Origin of the sequence: Jiella mangrovi, assembly GCF_017815135.1 — a bacterium.
GTDB lineage: Bacteria > Pseudomonadota > Alphaproteobacteria > Rhizobiales > Rhizobiaceae > Jiella > Jiella mangrovi.
Map to the genome: position 1 here is coordinate 24,669 of NZ_JAGJCF010000016.1, position 16,969 is coordinate 41,637.

Below are 16,969 nucleotides of genomic sequence, written 5' to 3' on the forward strand. Positions count from 1 at the left end.
GCTCACGCCTGATCCGGCCGCTGCTCGGCCGCCTCACCCTCGAAGGGGTAGGCCGGCGAGCGGTCTGCCCATGCGTACCCGGTGGCAGGTTCGCTCCCGGCGAGCGCGCCGGCGAAGGTCTCAGCGACGGTCGACGCCACCTCCGCCGCCCGCGGCCGCCGGTCGATGCCACTGCGCGCGGCGATGAAATCCTGCGCCTTGTCGCAATACCAGTCGACGAAAAGCTGCACGTAGGATTCGCGGTCCGTGCAATAGGGCCCCGGCGTATAACCCAGCGAATTGACGCCGCGCTGGTTGAGCTCGACGAGATCGCGATCCTGCATGTTCGTGACGTTCCAGAGCCTCGTCAGCCGCTCGACGTCGTAATCCACGCCCTCGACCGCGTCCTTGTGGACCAGCCATTTGCAGGTCACCACCGTCTCACCCGCGGCGGTCGGCATGGCGCTGAAATAGACGGTCGTGTCGGCCGTCGAATGACAGAAGCTGTGCGGCTCGATCGCCCAGCGCAGCGAGCCGACGTCGGGATCGTCGCCTTCGATCATCAGCTTCTTGACCGCCGGCTGCCCGTCCATCGTCAGGGACACCTGGCCTTCACGAAGCGGGAAGCGCTCGATCTGCCACCAGGGCCCGAGACACGGCCCCTTGGCGAGACCGGCGGCGGCGAGCCGCGCGTCGAACGAGAGGTGATGCGGATCGTTTTCCTTGGCGAACTGGCCCCCGCGCGCCTCGTTGATCGGGAAGGTCACGGCGAGTTCCGGATGGCCGACGGCGCAGTGATAGCACTCGCGGGCGTTCTCCATCACGAGCTTCCAGTTGCCCTTTTCCACCAGCGTGTTCTGGTGGGCGATCTTGGCTTCGCCCAGGCGATGCGGCGCGAGCAAGGGTTCGAGCCCGGCACGGAACCGGTCGAAGGCGTCCGGTCGCTCGGCCATCGAGACGAAGACCGCGCCGGCGACCTCTTCGACATGGATCGGCTTCAGCCCATGCTCGCCGGCATCGAAGCTCGGCTGCATGTCGCCGGCATGGACGAGCTTTCCGTCGAGGCCGTAGACCCACTGATGATAAGGGCAGGTCAGGCGCGCCTTGCCGCCCGATCCGTCGGCGCAGACCTGCGCCCCGCGATGCCGGCAGGAATTGTGGAAGGCCCTGAGCGCCCCGTCGCGATCTCTCGTGATCACCACCGGCGAGCGGCCGATGGTCAAGGCCATGTAGCCGCGTGGCTGCGGGATTTCGCAGGAAAAGCCCGCGAGGATCCAGGACTGCCCGAAGATCGCCTCGAGATCGAACTCGTAGACGTCCGCGCTGTTGTAGAGAGCCTGGGGCAGTGAATGGCCCGGCTTGCGCTCGGCGAAAAGTGCCGCAATCATGGACAAGTCGCGCATGGTGTCTCCTTTATGGGCAGGAGCCTGTCAGCGACGACGTCGGCGGGCAAATATCGTTTTTGCATCGCCCTATCGAATTGAGGCAAGACATGCCGGTGCGTGCACCAGAGCCGGTCGATGACCCGCGAGACCAGCCGAAAGTTGCAGTCGCGGCGGGAGCGGACGGCGCGCGGCTCTGGCTGCCGCTGAACGCGCTTCGCGCCTTCGAAGCGGTGGCCCGGTGCCTGAGCTTCACGGGGGCGGCGACCTCGCTGCATATTTCCCAGAGCGCGCTCTCGCGCCATGTCAGCCGGCTTGAGGACCTCATCGGCTGCAAGCTTTTGGAGCGGCGGCCACAGGGGCTCGCGCTGACGCCGGCCGGCGCTGCCCTGCTGCCGGTGGTGACGAAGTCCTTCGACGGCATCGAGACCACGATGCAGGGGCTGCGCCGCAAGGCCGGCACGAGCGGGCGGATGCTGCGCGTTCACATGCCGCCGACATTTCTCCACGTCATGGGCATGGCGCTGCTTCGCGAATTTCGCCTCGCTTTTCCCAATATCTCGATCGACCTCTTCTCCTGGAACGGCGTCGGCCTGCCGAGGGCCAGCGCCTCGGACATCGCCATCGTCTTCGATCGGCCGAAATACGACGACGCGGTGCGCGATCCGCTCTGGCTGATCAGCCAGACCCCGGCCGCGACGCCGGAAATCGCCGAGCGCTGCAAGGGCATGGATCTCGAGACCTTTCTCCGCTCGAACGAGCTCTTGCACACGCGGCTAGAGGGAGAACCCTTCGGCGTCCTCTGGTCGGCCTTCGCGAGGCGTTTCGATCTCGACATCGACGCCGAACGCGGCCTGACACTCGACAGCGAGGCCCTGACCGTCGAATGGGCCAAGGGCGGCAATGGCGTCATTCTGGTCGATGTCGACATGTTCGCCAAGGACCTCGCCGACGGGCATCTGGTGACGCCCTACGACGCCACCTGTGAATCGGGCTTCGGCTACTATCTCGCCGTCCATCCGGACGATATTTCGGACCCCGCCATCGCCCTCTTCCGCTCCTGGGTGCTGGAGCGCTTCGCCCGCATCAAGACGTCCGACTGAGAATGACGGTCTGCGCCGTCCAAAGCGCGTGTTTCGTCAGCCCGATCAGGCCGCACCGTCCGGTGTCCGGCTGCGGGGCGCTGGAATGCTCTGGCGCCAGATCAGGCGTCCGGGCACCTGCACGTCGATCCCCGGCTGGATCGGCCTCAAAGGCTCGTCGAGATGCAGGATGTCGAGCGCCTTTTCGACCATCGTGTCGATCGGCTGGCGGACGGTCGTCAGCCGGTAGGGAAAACGGCGACCTTCGGCGATGTCGTCGAAGCCGCCGATCATGACGTCGTCGGGGACCTTCAGGCCAAAGCGTTGCCCGAGTGCGTCGATCGCCCCCATCGCCATGATGTCGTTGATGCCGAAGATCGCATCGGGAAGCTTCGCCTTTCCGTCGCGATAGTGACGGCTGACGGCATTGAACGCGCCGTCGTAGACGGAATGGCCTTCGAGCGAGGTGATGGCGCTGCGCGCGATGCCGGCCTCCGCCAGCTTATCAACGAAGCCGCGGGCCCTGTCCTGGCTCGTCGTACCCTTGGGATCGCCATGGATCATCGCGAAGGTGCGCGCGCCGGCCGCCAGAAAGGCTTCGGCGATGAGCCGCCCGCCCTCGGCATTGGCGCAGCGCACGCCGGAGGCGTCGCTGCCCGGGATGTAGCGGTTGAACAGGACGACGGGAATGCCGCGATCGTGGCACAGGCTGACCATGCGCGTCGAAAGCTGCGCCGATGTGAGAATGACCCCGTCGACCTGGTAGCGGAGCACCCGAAGGATCGCCTCGTCGCTGTCGCCACCATTCGGCACCGTGAAGGTCAGCACCTGGCGCCCCTGCCCCTGCAGGCGCAGGATGAACGCCTCGAGCACCTGGAGATAGAAGGGATTGGCCGTATTGCCGAGAATAACGGCGACGATGTTCGATCGCCGCGTCGTCAGGCTTCGCGCGATCGAATTGGGGACGTAGTTGAGCTTCTTCGCCGCCTCGACGATCCGAAGACGCTTCTCCTCGGCCAGACTCGATCCCGGCGTGAAGGCGCGGGAGACGGCCGATTGCGACACTCCAGCCAGCGCGGCGACGTCGGATGATGTGGCGCCAGATCGCTGACGGGTGCTCATTGCCAAGGAACCTCTCGCAATGCGTGAATTCGGCGTCCGTCACTCACCTGATTGCGCTCGCAACTTTTGCATGGGCCGCGCCATCTGCCGAAAACTGCATCATGCCTGATGTTTTTCTCGGCAATACTGTGAGCGGCATGAAATTTCAATCCTTCCGGCCGACCTGCGGCGATTGACACCCCTGCCGTCGTCGCGCAAAGTTGAATGCGTATTCAAGGGGCGGGCTGACTGCAACTGCATGGTTGCCTCGCCGGATATGGCAATGAGGGAGACATGATGGTGCGCGTTCGCTTGGATCTCGTGAGCTTTGTCGCCGGCGCCGTGCTGGCTGCGGGAACGTTGCCCGCCTTCGCCCAGGACGCAGAAGCCGGTGTCGAGCGCGCCAGGCAGGCGCTCGCCGTCTATCAGGAAAAGCCGGTCTTCAAGGCGCCGGCCGAGCCCTTCGATGCCAAGGCCTGCGCCAAGGGCAAGCGAATGCTCTCCATTCCCAATTCGAGCGCAAACCCCTTCCTGAAAGGGATCATCGACCGGATGAAGCTCGTCGGCAAGGAGCTCGGCCTCGACGTCGTGGAGTGGGAGAACCAGGGCCAGCCGAGCCAATGGGTGCAGGGCTTCGAATATGCGATCCGCGACAAGTTCGATATCATCGACCTGATCTCGGGCATCGATCCGGCGACGGTGGCGCCGCAGGTCAAGGCGGCGTCGGACGCCGGGGTCAAGGTGATGACCTCGCACTTCTACGACCCGTCGGACAAGCAGAGCCCGCTCGTCTCCAGTTCGCTGACGATCGGCTTCAACGAGATCGGCAAGATCCTCGGCAATTGGGCGATCGCCAACACCGACGGCAAGGCCAATATCATCCTCGTCGTGTCCAACGAGGTTCCCCCGACGGCTCCCCTGGTCAGGGGCATCAAGTCCGCGCTCGCCGACAATTGCCCGGACTGCAAGATCGCGCAGGAGATCAATGTCGGCGTCACCGAATGGGCGACCAAGATCCAGCCCTCGGTGCAGTCGGCGGTCCAGGCCGATCCCGACGTCAACGTCGTCATCCCGATCTACGATTCCATGTCGCAATTCGTGGTTCCGGCCCTCAGGCTGACCGGCAAGACGGGCAGCGTGAAGGTCGCCACCTTCAACGGCACGCCCTTCGTGCTTGATTTCATCTCGCAAGGCGTCGTCGACATGGACATCGGCGAAAGCCTCGACTGGATCGCCTATGCCACGATCGACGGCCATCTCCGCGACGCCTGCGGCCTGAAATCGCCGAGCGCATTGAACGTGCCGTTCTACATCTTCGACAAGAACAACGTCGCCGACGCCGGCTCGCCGGCGAAATTCGACACCGGCTATGGCGACGCCTATGTCGCCGGGTTCAGAAAGCTCTGGGGCCTCGGCGCAGAGTGAGTTTCGGTGATGGCGAAGGGGCGCTGACGGCCCGGTCCGAAGGTTCCGCCTCGCGGACAGGTTTACCCCCGGTTCTGCGCCTTCGAAATGTCGCGAAGACCTTCGGCGGCGCCGTCGCGCTGGGCGGCGTATCGCTCGATGTCGCGGCCGGCGAGGTCCACGGCCTCCTCGGCAAGAACGGCTCCGGCAAATCGACGCTGGTGAAGATCCTTGCCGGCTTCCATGCGCCCGATCCCGGCAGCAGCATGGAGGTCGACGGCCAGCCGGTGGCGCTGCCGCTGAAGCCGGGTGATTTCCGCCGGCTGGGCATGAGCTTCGTCCACCAGAATCTCGGCCTCATCCCTTCGCTGACCGTGCTGGAGAACCTGCGGCTTTCCGCCCTCACGTCGCCCGGCCGGGCGTGGATCGACTGGAAGGCGGAGCGCAGCGCGGCGCGCGAGGCACTGGAGACGTTCGGCCTTCGCCTCGACATCCTGGAGCGGGTCGACCGGCTGAGCCCGGTCAACCGGGCGCTTCTCGCCATCGTCAGGGCCTTCGAGGATATTCGCAGCGGCCTCGAAGGCAGCGGCCGTCCGGGCCTTGTCCTGCTCGACGAACCGACGCCCTTCCTGCCGCGCGAGGGCGTCGAAAAGCTGTTCGGGCTGGTTCGCTCTATTTCCGACCGAGGCTCCAGCGTCGTCTTCATTTCCCACGACATCGATGAAGTCATGGCCATCACCGACCGTGTCACCGTCCTGCGCGACGGCCACGTCGCCGGCAGCCTCGTGACGAAGGATGCCAGCCACGACGCGGTCGTCCAGCTGATCGTCGGACGCGAGCTCGCGCGCTCGGCGCCCGCCCGCACGGCCCGGAAGGTCGAGCGCCCCGTCCGCGCCGTCATCGAGGGTGTCGAGGGCCCGCGCCTCGCCCCTTGCAGCGTCACCATCGCGCAAGGCGAAATTCTCGGCCTGACCGGCCTGATCGGCTCGGGCTACGAGGAACTGGCCTATCTCGTCTTCGGCGCGACCAGGGCTGCCGGCGGGACGCTCGCTCTCGACGGCGCTGAACCGCTCGAGCTCCCGGCCATGACGCCGCGGCGCGCCATCGATCGGGGACTGGCGCTTCTGCCCGGCGACCGCCAGAATGCAAGCGGCGTCGATTCCCTCTCCCTTCTCGACAATATGTTTCTGCCGGACGTGGACCGCTTCTTCCGGCGCGGCCTGCTCGACCATCGCGCCATGCGGCAGGAGGCCGAGGCCCTTGGCAAAGCCTTCGAGGTCCGCCCCAACGACCCGATTCAGAAGCTCTCGGCCCTGTCCGGCGGCAACGCCCAGAAGGTGCTGATCGCGCGCTGGATGAACCGCAAGCCGAGCCTCCTGCTCCTCGACGAGCCGACCCAGGGCGTCGATGTCGGCACGCGCCAGCAGATCTTCGCGGCGCTGAGGGCCGCCGCCGCCGACGGCATGTCCGTCATCTGCGCCAGTTCCGACGCCGAGCAGCTCGCCGAAATCTGCGACCGCGTCCTGATCTTCGCTCGCGGCCGGATCGTCAAAGAACTCGTCGGCGCCGAGATCACCAAGGACCGCATTGCCGAGGCAACCTACGCCTCGCTGGACGGCATGGGCGCTCTCCCGCCCGACGAACGACCCGAGGACGAGATGCAATGACAGAAGCCGTGGCCACCCGAAAAAAGCCCGCCGTCAATTACCACCGGCTGTTCGAGCGGGTCGCGCTCGTCCTCGTCTGGCTGATCATCATCGCGGTGTTCGGCGCGATCATGCCCCGCTCGTTTCTGAACTGGGGCAACTTCTCGATCATGTTCGCGTCCTATGCGCCGGCCGCGCTTCTGGCGCTCGCGATCATCGTGCCTTTGACGGCCGGCGATTATGATCTTTCCGTCGGGGCGACGCTGACGCTGTCCTCCTGCGTCATCGGTGTCCTCAACGTCTGGGCGGGGCTGCCGATCCTCCTCGTCGTCCTTTTGGCGCTGCTCGCCGGGCTCGTTGTCGGCCTCGTCAATGCGTTCTTCATCGTCTATGTGCGCATTCCCTCGCTGGTCGTCACGCTGGGCACCACCTCGCTGATGACCGGCATCGTCCAGTGGATGACGAATTCCTCGACCATCGGCGGCATCGACAATGCGCTGATCATGGCCGTCGTCGGCGGCCGGCTGTTCGGCGTGCCCTACGCCTTCTACTATGCGCTCGTCGCGGCGATCGCGATGTCCTACGTCTTCGACTTCACCCCGCTCGGCCGGCGGCTCCTGTTCGTCGGGCGCGGGCGCGAAGTCGCGCGGCTGAACGGCATCGCGGTCGATCGGGTGCGGGTCGGCGCCCTCGTCGCTTCGGGCGTCATCTCTGCCGCGGCCGGCGTCCTTTATGCCGGCGTCCTCGGTTCGGCCGATCCCTATTCCGGCCTGAACTATCTCTTGCCGGCCTTTGCAGCCGCCTTCCTCGGCGCGACGACCATCCTGCCGGGGCGTTTCAACCCGTGGGGCGCCATCGTCGCGGTCTATTTCCTCGCAACGGGGATCACGGGCCTCACCATGCTCGGCATTCCGCTCTGGGTGACCAACGTCTTCAATGGCGGCGCCCTGATCCTCGCGGTGACGATCTCGCAGCTGACCCGCGGCCGCGAGGCGAGCGACATCGGCTGACGACCGCGCGAGCGCCGGCAAGGCCATCAGTCTCCCGGCCGTTCAGTATCCGGCCAGTCTCGGCAGGAAGAGAAACACGCTCGGCAGGAACACGACGGCGAGCGTCACTGCGATCTCGATCGCGATATAGGGCCAGACCTCGCGGATGATGTCGCCGACCTTCAGACCAGTGATCCCGGCCATCAGGAACAAGAGCACCCCGACGGGCGGCGTCAGCATGCCGACGATCAGCGTCAGGATGAAGACCAGCGCGAATTGCAGCGGATCGACACCGTAGGTGAGCGCCATCGGCGCGAAGATCGGCACCAGCATGACATAGGCGGCGGTCGATTCCATGAACATGCCAACGATGACGAGCATGACGAAGATCAGAAGCAGGAAGACCGTCGGATCGCCGGTCAGGCCCTGCAAGAGCGCACGCAGATCCATCGGCAGGTGATCGATCGAGAAAATGAAGGTGACTGTGGAGGCAAAGGCGATGATCACCGTGACGACGCCGGTCGTCATCGCCGCGTCGCGCAGTGCCGGCACGACGTCGGAGAGCTTCAGTTCCCGCGTGTAGAGAAAGCCGAGAAGCGCCGCCATGACGACGGCGATCGCCCCGCCCTCTGTGGCCGTGAAGGCGCCGCCCATGATGCCGCCGATGACGACGACGGGAAGCGCGATCACCGGGAGCGAGCGCAAGCCGCTGCGAATGACCGCCCTGATGGAAAATGGCGTGCCCGAAACCGGGAAACCCCGGCGCCGCGCGGCGAAATAGACATAGACGGACATCAGCCCGGCAATCAGACATGCGGGCAGGACGCCGCCGATGAACAGGGCCGGCAGGGACAGGCTCGGGCCGGCGATCGTCGCATAGACGATCATCGCGGTCGACGGCGGCAGGATCGGGCCGAGATTGCCGGTGGCCGCGATCAGCGCGGCACCGAATGGGCGGCCATAGCTCTCGCCGAGCGGCTTGATCAGTGCGGAGCCGAGCGCCGCCGCATCGGCGACCGCAGCGCCCGAAACCGATGCCAGCCCGAGCCCTGAAGCGATGGTCACATGGCCGAGACCGCCATCGACCCGGCCGACCACGGTGTTGGCGAAATCGATCGCCACGCGCACGACGCCGCCGCGCACCATCAGTTCGCCGGCGAGCATGAAGAAGGGGATCGCGAGCAGCGGAAACGAGTTGATCGCGAACATCATCTTCGAGGCCAGAAGTTCGATCGGCAGACCGCTCATCCACAGACCGGTCATGCCGGCAAGGCCGAAGGCGAAGGCGAGCGGCACTCCGATCAGGCAGACCGCGAAGAAGACAGCGGCAATCGTTGCGCTCATGATGGCATCCCGGCTGTCGTTTCCGAAACGGCCCGCTGCCGGCTTCCGCCTTCCACCAGAAGAACGAGGAGGTGGACGATCGACCAGGCGGATCCGAAAGCCAGCGGATAGAAGAACCAGGCCGCCGAAATCGGCAGCGTGTTCAGCATCTCGACCGAGCGCCGTTCGATGCTGATCCATGCGCCGGCAAAGACGACCCCCATGAGGACGATCGTGGCAAGGCAGCCCGCCCGGACGAGAAGACCCCTGAAAACGGCGGGGACGCCGTCGATGACACTCGTTATGGAGACGTGCATCCCCCGCGAGATGCCGAGGGGCATGACCAGGAAGGACATCCAGAGGAAGGCCAGGCGGCTCAACTCGTTGGCGAAGATCAGCGAATGGCCGAAGCCATACCGGCCCACCACGTCGATGGCGACCACCACGACGATGATCGCCAGTGCGATGACGACGACGCCCGTCATGACGCGATCGACGAAATCCAGCACCTTGTGCATCAGGCTACTTGGCAGCGTCGACGTCTGCGAGGAACTCGTCGACGAGCCCGGCTCCGAGCCGCTCACGGACCAGATCGTAGACCGGCAGGGTCGCCTTGCGGAAATCCTCCCGCTCCTCGGGCGTCAGCCTGGTGAAGGTCACGCCGTGCGAGAGGATCGACTTCAGATCCGCCGCCTCGTCTTCCTTGGCGAATTTTCGTTGCGCCTCGGTGGCGAGCCGGCCCGCGTTGAGGATCGCCTGGCGGTCTTCGGCGCTCATGGCGTCGAGCATGGACTTGCTCCCTGCAAAGACGATGACGTCGAAGAAGTGGCCGGTGTCGGACATGTATTTCTGTCCGGCGTCGTAGAGACGGAAGGCGTTGATCACCGAATAGGGGTTTTCCTGCGCGTCGACGACGCCCTGGCTGAGCGCCGCGAACATCTCGCTGCCGTCGATCGACACCGGGTTCGCGCCGAGCTGGCGGAAGGTCGCAATGTGGACGGGGTTGTTCTGCAGGCGGATCTTCAGGCCCTTGAGGTCTGCCGGCTCGGCGATCTTGCGCACGGAATTGGTCACATTGCGAAAGCCGAGTTCCATATAGCCGAGAACGACAAGCCCGCTCTTTTCGAACAGCGGCTTGAACTTGTCGCCGAACGGACCGTCGAAGACCTTGAAGGCGGTCTCGCGGTCGGGAAAGACGAAGGGCAGATTGGTGACGCCAAGCTCCGGCACCTGCGAATTGTAGAAGGCCGACGAGACGTAGACGCCGAAATTGATGCCGCTCTGGGCCTGGTTGACCATTTCGGTCGCCTGGCCGAGTTCGCTGTTGGGGAAAACCGAGACGGTGTAGCGGCCGTCGGTCAGTTCTTCGACCTTGCGAGCGAACACCTCGCGCAGCGCCCTCGTCGCGGAGTGGTTGTCGCCGAAACCGGATGCGATTCTGAGCTCCGTGGCACTGGCCTGCGAGATTCCGGCAGTCAGCATCAGCGCGCCGGCAAACAGGCCGATCATCGTCTTAAGGCGAAACATGGCAACTCCGTTGGTCTGGTTCGTGCCGCGGGCAGCGGCGAGGTTGGCAAGGACGCGATCTTTACGAATGGCCGCCGCGCAGAGCGGCCGGGACCATGCTTCATGAGTTTCCAGCCGGGCGGGCGCGCGCCGCCCGAGGCTTGCGAGTTTCACGCGGCCGCGAGGCCGGCCGCCGTCGCGCCGGCGAGCCGGCCGAGCGTGATCGCCGTTGCAAGGCCGGCGGCCGGCAGATAGCCGTCGACGCCGTTGCCGGAGATGCTGCACGCCGTGCCGCCGCCGGCCAGGAGATTGGGCAGCGGAGTGCCGTCCTCGCGAAGGACGCGGGCGCCGGCATCGACCTTTAGGCCGCCCTGGGTGTGAAACAGCGCGCCGGTCGTCTTCAAAGCGTGAAGCCGGCCCGAAAGCGGCGGATGCCTGGTGAAGTCGCGGCCGAAGGGGCAGGTTATTTCGCCCTTCGTCAGGCGCTCGACGTCGTCGAGCGTCCGGCGCAGCGCGTCGGCGGGCACCTTGATGAGGGCGGCGAGCGCGTCGGAGGTTTCGGCGGTGCGCACGGCGCCGAGCGACGCCAGTTCCCTGTATTCGGGCAGATCCTCGACCAGCGCACGACGCTCGTCGTCGAAAATGATCCAGCCGATCCCGTCGGGCTGCCGCAGGATGTTCAGGGCCTGCGCGGATATGTCGGCGTTCTCGTTCGAAAACCTTTCGCCGAGGGTGTTCACGGTGATCGCCCCTTGCATCACCATGTCGTAATTCACGATGATCCCGTAGGGTTCGGCGAGAGCGCCGTAGCCTTGATAGGCGTCCATGCAGCCGAGGGCACCGCCCAGTTCGACGCCCCACTGGATGCCCTCGCCGTCGTTCCCCTCATGGCCGAAATAGCGGTAGTAGGGCGCCGTTCCGAAAGAGGGAATGAACTTGCGGACCATCTCGTGATTGGCGCCGAAGCCGCAGGTCGTCAAAACCAGCGCGTCGCAGCCGACCTTCTCGACGCCGCCATCGCGGCGCTGGATGCGAACACCCCTGACCGTTCCGTCCGCATCGGCATAGACCTCGTCGACATGCGCGCCTGTCACCAGCGTGACGCCCGCCTCCTCGGCGGCGCGGATCAAAGATCCGTGCAGTTCCTCGCCGGTCCGCGACGGAACGCCGTGCATGCGATTGACCGAATGGCCGAAAAAGCCGGCCCATGAGATGTTGAGACGAAACGGGATCGCATGGCGCTCCACCAGCCAGTCGATCGTCTCGCCGGCATTGTCGGCGACGGTGCGGGCGACGACCGGATCGGCGGTGCCCTTCGTGCGGGCCATGATGTCGGCGAAGAATGTCTCGCTGCCGTCCTCGATGCCCTGTTCGCGCTGGATCTTCGTCCCGGCGGCGCAGGCATAGCCCTGGGACATGCTCGTGCTGCCGCGCGGATGGGGATCGCGCTCCAGCAGGAGCACCTCGGCGCCGGCGTCTCTCGCCGCGAGTGCCGCGGTCAGGCCGGCCGCCCCGGCGCCGACGACGACGACCGGCATGTGAAAGTCGAATGCCTGATCCGTGGCTCGCGAGACACCCATGCCCATTCCCCCGTCCAGCGTCCTTTTGGCGACCGCCGACCTGCCGCGCATGATCACGAAGGCTCAGGGAGCACGACGACGATCATTTTTGAATACGCTTTCATAGTTCTTGAGTGATGCGCCGCCTGTCAAGATAGCAAATGAAATGGCCGGGTTGTCCAGCGGATTGTCCGGCAATCCAGCGATGAAGCCAGCAATTGTCCACAAACCCGACTTGGGCATTGACAGGAGGCGGAGCCCAGCTTTGAATAGGAATTCAAGCCGGAATCAAACGACAGGCCGTCATCATGTCGGCGGGACGGTGAGGGTCGTTCGGGAAAGGCATGCGGGCCGTCGCCTGCCATGGCTTTCGACGCCCGAAAAGACCGATCGCTCAGCGGCGGCCGCGTTCTTCGGGTCGCATGTATTTCTGAAGGCCGTCAGGCCTCCATCCACGTCATGCTCCATCCATTCATGAGGGAAATACCGTGAAGGACGCCTCCAATCCGCTGCCTTTTCTGGCGAAAAGAGTGGCCGATCAGCGCTATGACGATCTTCCCCCCAATGCCGTCGAAAAAGCCAAGACGTTCCTGCTCGACACCTACGGCGTCGGCGTGGCGGGCTGCTACGGCTTTCGCCTGAAGAACATCATCGCGGTCGCGCAATCCTGGGGCCATGGTGACGAGGCTAGCGTCTGGGTCAGCGGCGAACGTCTGCCGGCGCCGGCCGCGGCCTTCGTCAACGCCTATCAGATCCACAGCCTGGAATTCGATTGCGTCAACGAGGATGCGGTCCTGCATCCCTTCGCGACCATCCTTTCCGCCGTCATGGCCTATTGCGAGAGGCGGTCGGCCGCCGGACGCCCGGTCGACGGGCGGGACTTTTTGACCGCCATCGTCATGGGCGTCGACGTCTCGATCTTCCTCGGCAAGGCGTCCAACGGCCCGATCCGCTTCTTCCGGCCGGCCGCCGCCGGCGGGTTCGGCGCGGCGGCGGCGATCGGCAAGCTCGAAGGCTTCGATGCAAAGACGATCATCCACGCGCTCGGCAATCAATACGGCCAGAGCAGCGGGACATTGCAGCCGCATGTCGAGGGCTCGCCGCTTCTCGGAATGCAGGTCGGCTTCAATTCGAGGGCCGCGATCGGCGCCTGCGATTTTGCCAGAGAGGGCATTCTCGGCCCCAGCGACGTCCTGACCGGCCAATACGGCTATTTCCGCCTGTTCGAGAACGACGAATTCGACGTCGAACATGGCCTAGCGCAGCTTGCGGCGCATTTCGAGATCGAATGCATGTCGCACAAGCCGTTCCCCTCCGGCCGGCTGACCCACGGCGTCATCGACGGGCTCGGACGGCTCTTGTGGACCCATGACTTTGCCGTGGACGACATTGCCGCGATCGACTGCGAGGTGCCGCAGCTCGTCAACCGCCTCGTCGGACGCCCCGATATCCCAGACCCGGCCCCGAACTACGCCAAGCTGTGCCTGCCCTTCGTCGCCGCCACCTACCTCGTCCACGGGACCGTCGATGTCGAGCATTTCATCGGCGACGAGATGCTGAAGAACCCGCGCACCCATGCACTGGCATCGCTGGTGACGGTGCGCCAGAACGACAATCCGAGCCACAGCGCCATGGCCCCGGTGACGGTCAGCGTCACGCTGAAATCGGGAAAGACCCACCACGTCGTCGTCGAGGCGGTCTACGGCAATCCCGACAATCCCCTCAGCCGCGAGGAGAATCTCGACAAGTTCTGGCGTTGCTGGCGCCGGGCGGACGGCATGGACGACGAAGCGGGCGAAGAGCTGATCGCAACCGTCGACGCCATTGAGGAGGTCGAGGACGTGGCGACCATCACCTCCCTGCTCGTTCGCAAAGACGCCGGGCGAAGGTCTTAGCTCTTGGGCAGGCTGGAACGCGCCGTCGGCGCCCTCTCGCGCGCATTCGCCCGCCTCGGCGGTCTCATGATCCTCGTCATCGCAGTGATCGTCTCGATCGACGTTCTGACGCGCAACGTGCTCGGCATATCGATCCTGAATTCGCTCGAACTCAGCGTCTATCTCTTCGCGGTCGCAATCAGTTTCGGCATGTCCTATACGGCGCTTTGCGGCGCCCATATCCGCGTCGACGTTCTTTATGCGCGATTTCCCGCCCCGCTTCGCCGGGCGATGGACTTTCTCGCCTTCGCTTCGCTGGCGGCGCTCAGCATCTTCCTGTTCGTGTCTACTTTCGGCCTCGTGGTCGAGAACGCCGAGCACGGGACACGGTCGAATTCGGTCATCGCCGTTCCCCTCGCGATCCCCCAGGCATTCTGGGCACTGGGTCTGTTCGTCTTCGCCGTGACCGCGAGCCTGCTCGCTCTGCGCCATGCGACGCTGCTTTTCAGGGGCGATGGCGCACAGGCCGATCGCGTCGGCCGCTTCGACGCCAGCGACGAGGTGTCGGAAGCCGTCGACGACGCGCTCGTCCGGGAGGGCTGACATGCTGACCACCCTCCTCGTCCTGCTCTTCGGCCTGATCGCCATCGGCATTCCGGTCGCCGCCGTTCTCGTCGCGGTGACCGTCGTTCTCGATCAGCTGTTCTCGTTCTTTCCGGTGCTGCCGGCGGTCGGCGACATGATCTGGGGCGGCGCGACGAACTTCTCGCTGGTCGCCGTGCCGCTGTTCATCCTGACAGGCGAACTCCTGCTCAGCTCCGGCATCGCCGCCGGCATGTTCGCCGCGATCGACCGCTGGGTGAGCGTCGTGCCGGGCGGCCTGCTTCACACCGTGATCGGTTCGAGCGCGCTGTTCTCCGCAACGTCGGGCTCGTCCGTCGCGACCGCCGCGACGATCGGCACGGTCGCCATCCCGCAGATGAAGGCCGGCGGCTATTCGCCGCCTCTGTTTCTCGGATCGATCGCCGCCGGCGGCACGCTCGGCATCCTCATCCCGCCATCGATCAACATGATCATCTACGGCGTTCTCGCCGACGTCTCGATCGGGCGCCTGTATCTTGCGGGGCTGATCCCGGGGATCATCCTTGCATTGATCTTTTCCGCGGTCATTCTCGGCGCCTGCATCGCCAAACCCGCGATCGGTGGCGGACGCCGCTTGCATCCCTCATGGGCGGAGCGGTTTTCCGCCCTGCCGGGGCTGCTCCCGCCCCTCCTCCTCTTCGTCCTGATGGTCGGCTCGATCTATCTCGGCATCGCGACGCCGACCGAGGCAGCCGCGCTCGGACTGATGGCGGCGCTGGCGCTGACGGCGCTTCGCCGCAAGCTGTCGGTCGCCATGCTGATGCGCGCCTTCGAGCGGACGATGCGCACCACATGCATGGTCATGCTGATCGTCCTTGCGGCGGAGCTCCTGAACTTCGTCATGGTCTCGATCGGCCTTGCCGAGCAGATCCGCGGGCTCGTCGAGAGCCTCGATGCTCCCCCCCTCCTCGTCATGCTCGGGATCGTCGCCACCTATCTCGTTCTCGGCTGCTTCATGGAGACGCTGTCGCTGATGATCGCGACGACGCCCATCGTCGTGCCGATCATCGTCGGCATCGGCTACGATCCGATCTGGTTCGGGGTCGTCTTCATGATCCTGATCGAGGCGGCGCTGATCACCCCGCCGATCGGAATGAACCTCTTCGTCGTCCAGTCCGTGCGCCGGGACGGCCCGTTTCGGGACGTCGCCCTCGGCGCGCTGCCATTCGTCGTCGCCATGCTGGCGATGATCTTCCTTTTGATCGCCCTGCCGCAAATCGCGACATGGCTGCCGTCGATCGTCCGCTTCTAGCCACCATCCCAAGCCCCTACGAAGGACCTCCTGATGAAGACTTTGATCGGAACCCTGACGGCAATTCCCCTCCTGGCCTCCACGGCTCTCGCCCAGGATCTGCCGAAGACGGAAATCAACGTCGTCGGCAATCTCGGCACGACGACCCAGAGCCGCCAGCTCGAAACGCCGTTCTGGACCGAGCAGGTCGAAAAGGATTCGGACGGCGCGATCACCGCGAGGTTCCGGCCGATGAACGAACTCGGCCTCAAGGGGTCCGAAATGTTCGGCCTTCTCGGCAAGGGCGTGATGAATATCGCGACAGGCCAGCTCGGCCATCATTCCGGCCAGGACCCGATCAACGACGGCAACGATCTCGCCGGCATGTCGGCGAACTACGACGAATTCGAGAAGGTCTCCAAGGCCTTCTTCCCGATCCTCTCGGACTATTACAAGGAGAAGCTCGGCCTGCATCTCCTGACGCTGCAGTCCTATCAGAGCCAGGTCCTCTACTGCGCCAAGGAGTTCAAGGGCCTCACCGATCTGAAAGGCAAGCGGGTGCGCACCTCGGGCGCCTCGCAGTCGGATTTCGTCGCCTATCTCGGCGGCTCTCCGATCGACATGCCCTTCGGCGAAGTGCAGCAGGCCCTGCAGCAGGGTGTGATCGATTGCGCGATAACCTCGACCGTCGGCGGCTACACCTCCCGCTGGTACGAAGGCTCGAACTACATTTACGATCTGCCGGTCAATTTCGGCGCCGGCGCGACGGTCGCCAACGGCGCCTGGTGGGACAAGCTCGATCCCGCCGTGCAGAGCTTCCTGACCAAGGAACTCGACGAACTCTCCGCCAAGATGTGGGAACAGAACCGCCGCGAGGATCGCGAAGGCATCGCCTGCAACACCGACGGCCCCTGCTCGATCGGCGAGCCGGCCGGCCAGACACTGGTCGAGGCGAGCGACGCGGATCTGAAGCTGCGCCGCCAGGCCTTTCTGGAGGGTGTCCTTCCCGGCTGGCTGAAGCGTTGCGGCGAGACCTGCAAGAACGCCTGGGACAACGGCCTCGCCGAGGCAGCCGGCATGAGCGCGAAGGCCGACTGACCGTCGTCAGACAGGGCTGCATGAAAAAGGCGGGGATTGCCTGGGGCAATTCCCGCCTTTTCCGTTCTGGCGCCCTTCCACAGATGGGGGCCTACACCAAGCGTGGTGTCCGCGATCGGTCCGCTGCGCGACGCCGAGCGGGAGCCAAAATCC

14 protein-coding genes are annotated in these 16,969 nt (G+C 65.1%); 8 read left to right on the top strand and 6 right to left on the bottom strand.

Annotated features, from left to right (window positions below; all coding sequences use genetic code 11):
- Nucleotides 1–2 precede the first annotated feature (2 nt).
- Nucleotides 3–1,382: an aromatic ring-hydroxylating oxygenase subunit alpha gene (locus tag J6595_RS17605; protein WP_209596160.1), complete on the bottom strand. Its 1,380-nt coding sequence runs from the start codon at nt 1,380–1,382 to the stop codon at nt 3–5.
- Between the two features lie 95 nt (nt 1,383–1,477).
- On the opposite strand from J6595_RS17605, the gene J6595_RS17610 reads away from it, so the two are divergent.
- Entirely contained in the window at nt 1,478–2,464 is a 987-nt protein-coding gene (locus J6595_RS17610; RefSeq protein ID WP_209596163.1) for a LysR family transcriptional regulator, read from the top strand.
- A gap of 45 nt (nt 2,465–2,509) precedes the next feature.
- On the opposite strand, the gene J6595_RS17615 is transcribed toward J6595_RS17610, so the two are convergent.
- A complete protein-coding gene (locus J6595_RS17615; protein ID WP_209596165.1) occupies nt 2,510–3,565 on the bottom strand; it encodes a LacI family DNA-binding transcriptional regulator in 1,056 nt (351 codons plus the stop codon).
- 273 nt (nt 3,566–3,838) lie between these two features.
- Between J6595_RS17615 and J6595_RS17620 the strand changes: the two genes are divergently transcribed.
- From J6595_RS17620 to J6595_RS17630, 3 genes are read left to right on the top strand one after another with little or no spacing between them, the layout of a single operon-like run.
- Complete coding sequence (locus J6595_RS17620; protein ID WP_209596167.1) at nt 3,839–4,969, top strand: sugar ABC transporter substrate-binding protein; 1,131 nt, start codon at nt 3,839–3,841, stop codon at nt 4,967–4,969.
- Nucleotides 4,966–6,615: a sugar ABC transporter ATP-binding protein gene (locus tag J6595_RS17625; RefSeq protein ID WP_209596169.1), complete on the top strand. Its 1,650-nt coding sequence runs from the start codon at nt 4,966–4,968 to the stop codon at nt 6,613–6,615. Before J6595_RS17620 ends, J6595_RS17625 begins: the two co-directional genes overlap by 4 nt.
- The gene (locus tag J6595_RS17630) at nt 6,612–7,604 is read left to right on the top strand and encodes an ABC transporter permease (RefSeq protein WP_209596171.1); all 993 of its coding nucleotides are present in this window, start codon (nt 6,612–6,614) and stop codon (nt 7,602–7,604) included. The genes J6595_RS17625 and J6595_RS17630 overlap by 4 nt, the downstream gene beginning before the upstream one ends.
- A 42-nt stretch (nt 7,605–7,646) precedes the next feature.
- Here J6595_RS17630 and J6595_RS17635 read toward each other — a convergent pair whose 3' ends face one another.
- The 4 genes from J6595_RS17635 to J6595_RS17650 form a co-directional block, all read right to left on the bottom strand.
- On the bottom strand, nt 7,647–8,927 hold the full coding sequence (locus tag J6595_RS17635; protein ID WP_209596173.1) for a TRAP transporter large permease: 1,281 nt from the start codon (nt 8,925–8,927) through the stop codon (nt 7,647–7,649).
- A complete protein-coding gene (locus J6595_RS17640) occupies nt 8,924–9,424 on the bottom strand; it encodes a TRAP transporter small permease (RefSeq protein ID WP_209596175.1) in 501 nt (166 codons plus the stop codon). The genes J6595_RS17635 and J6595_RS17640 overlap by 4 nt, the downstream gene beginning before the upstream one ends.
- Nucleotides 9,425–9,428: 4 nt before the next feature.
- Complete coding sequence (locus J6595_RS17645) at nt 9,429–10,433, bottom strand: TRAP transporter substrate-binding protein (RefSeq protein WP_209596178.1); 1,005 nt, start codon at nt 10,431–10,433, stop codon at nt 9,429–9,431.
- A gap of 149 nt (nt 10,434–10,582) precedes the next feature.
- A complete protein-coding gene (locus J6595_RS17650) occupies nt 10,583–11,992 on the bottom strand; it encodes an FAD-dependent oxidoreductase (protein ID WP_209596180.1) in 1,410 nt (469 codons plus the stop codon).
- A gap of 467 nt (nt 11,993–12,459) precedes the next feature.
- Between J6595_RS17650 and J6595_RS17655 the strand changes: the two genes are divergently transcribed.
- Genes J6595_RS17655 through J6595_RS17670 form a run of 4 tightly spaced genes read left to right on the top strand, consistent with a single transcriptional unit; the run spans nt 12,460 to nt 16,816 of the window.
- Nucleotides 12,460–13,866 (top strand): MmgE/PrpD family protein, encoded by a 1,407-nt coding sequence (locus J6595_RS17655; protein WP_209596182.1) that lies wholly within the window; start codon nt 12,460–12,462, stop codon nt 13,864–13,866.
- A 3-nt stretch (nt 13,867–13,869) separates the two neighbouring features.
- Nucleotides 13,870–14,448, top strand: a complete 579-nt coding sequence (locus tag J6595_RS17660; protein ID WP_209596184.1) for a TRAP transporter small permease subunit — start codon at nt 13,870–13,872, stop codon at nt 14,446–14,448.
- 1 nt (nt 14,449) lies between these two features.
- Nucleotides 14,450–15,739, top strand: a complete 1,290-nt coding sequence (locus J6595_RS17665; RefSeq protein WP_209596186.1) for a TRAP transporter large permease — start codon at nt 14,450–14,452, stop codon at nt 15,737–15,739.
- 33 nt (nt 15,740–15,772) lie between these two features.
- On the top strand, nt 15,773–16,816 hold the full coding sequence (locus J6595_RS17670; RefSeq protein ID WP_209596188.1) for a TRAP transporter substrate-binding protein: 1,044 nt from the start codon (nt 15,773–15,775) through the stop codon (nt 16,814–16,816).
- The last annotated feature ends 153 nt before the right edge of the window (nt 16,817–16,969 follow it).

Bases quoted from the DNA above. Each gene is read 5' to 3' on its own strand.
- J6595_RS17605 (WP_209596160.1), bottom strand. From the start codon at position 1,382: ATGCGCGACTTGTCCATGATTGCGGCACTTTTCGCCGAGCGCAAGCCG.
- J6595_RS17615 (WP_209596165.1), bottom strand. From the start codon at position 3,565: ATGAGCACCCGTCAGCGATCTGGCGCCACATCATCCGACGTCGCCGCG.
- J6595_RS17620 (WP_209596167.1), top strand. From the start codon at position 3,839: ATGATGGTGCGCGTTCGCTTGGATCTCGTGAGCTTTGTCGCCGGCGCC.
- J6595_RS17630 (WP_209596171.1), top strand. From the start codon at position 6,612: ATGACAGAAGCCGTGGCCACCCGAAAAAAGCCCGCCGTCAATTACCAC.
- J6595_RS17635 (WP_209596173.1), bottom strand. From the start codon at position 8,927: ATGAGCGCAACGATTGCCGCTGTCTTCTTCGCGGTCTGCCTGATCGGA.
- J6595_RS17640 (WP_209596175.1), bottom strand. From the start codon at position 9,424: ATGCACAAGGTGCTGGATTTCGTCGATCGCGTCATGACGGGCGTCGTC.
- J6595_RS17645 (WP_209596178.1), bottom strand. From the start codon at position 10,433: ATGTTTCGCCTTAAGACGATGATCGGCCTGTTTGCCGGCGCGCTGATG.
- J6595_RS17650 (WP_209596180.1), bottom strand. From the start codon at position 11,992: ATGGGTGTCTCGCGAGCCACGGATCAGGCATTCGACTTTCACATGCCG.
- J6595_RS17665 (WP_209596186.1), top strand. From the start codon at position 14,450: ATGCTGACCACCCTCCTCGTCCTGCTCTTCGGCCTGATCGCCATCGGC.
- J6595_RS17670 (WP_209596188.1), top strand. From the start codon at position 15,773: ATGAAGACTTTGATCGGAACCCTGACGGCAATTCCCCTCCTGGCCTCC.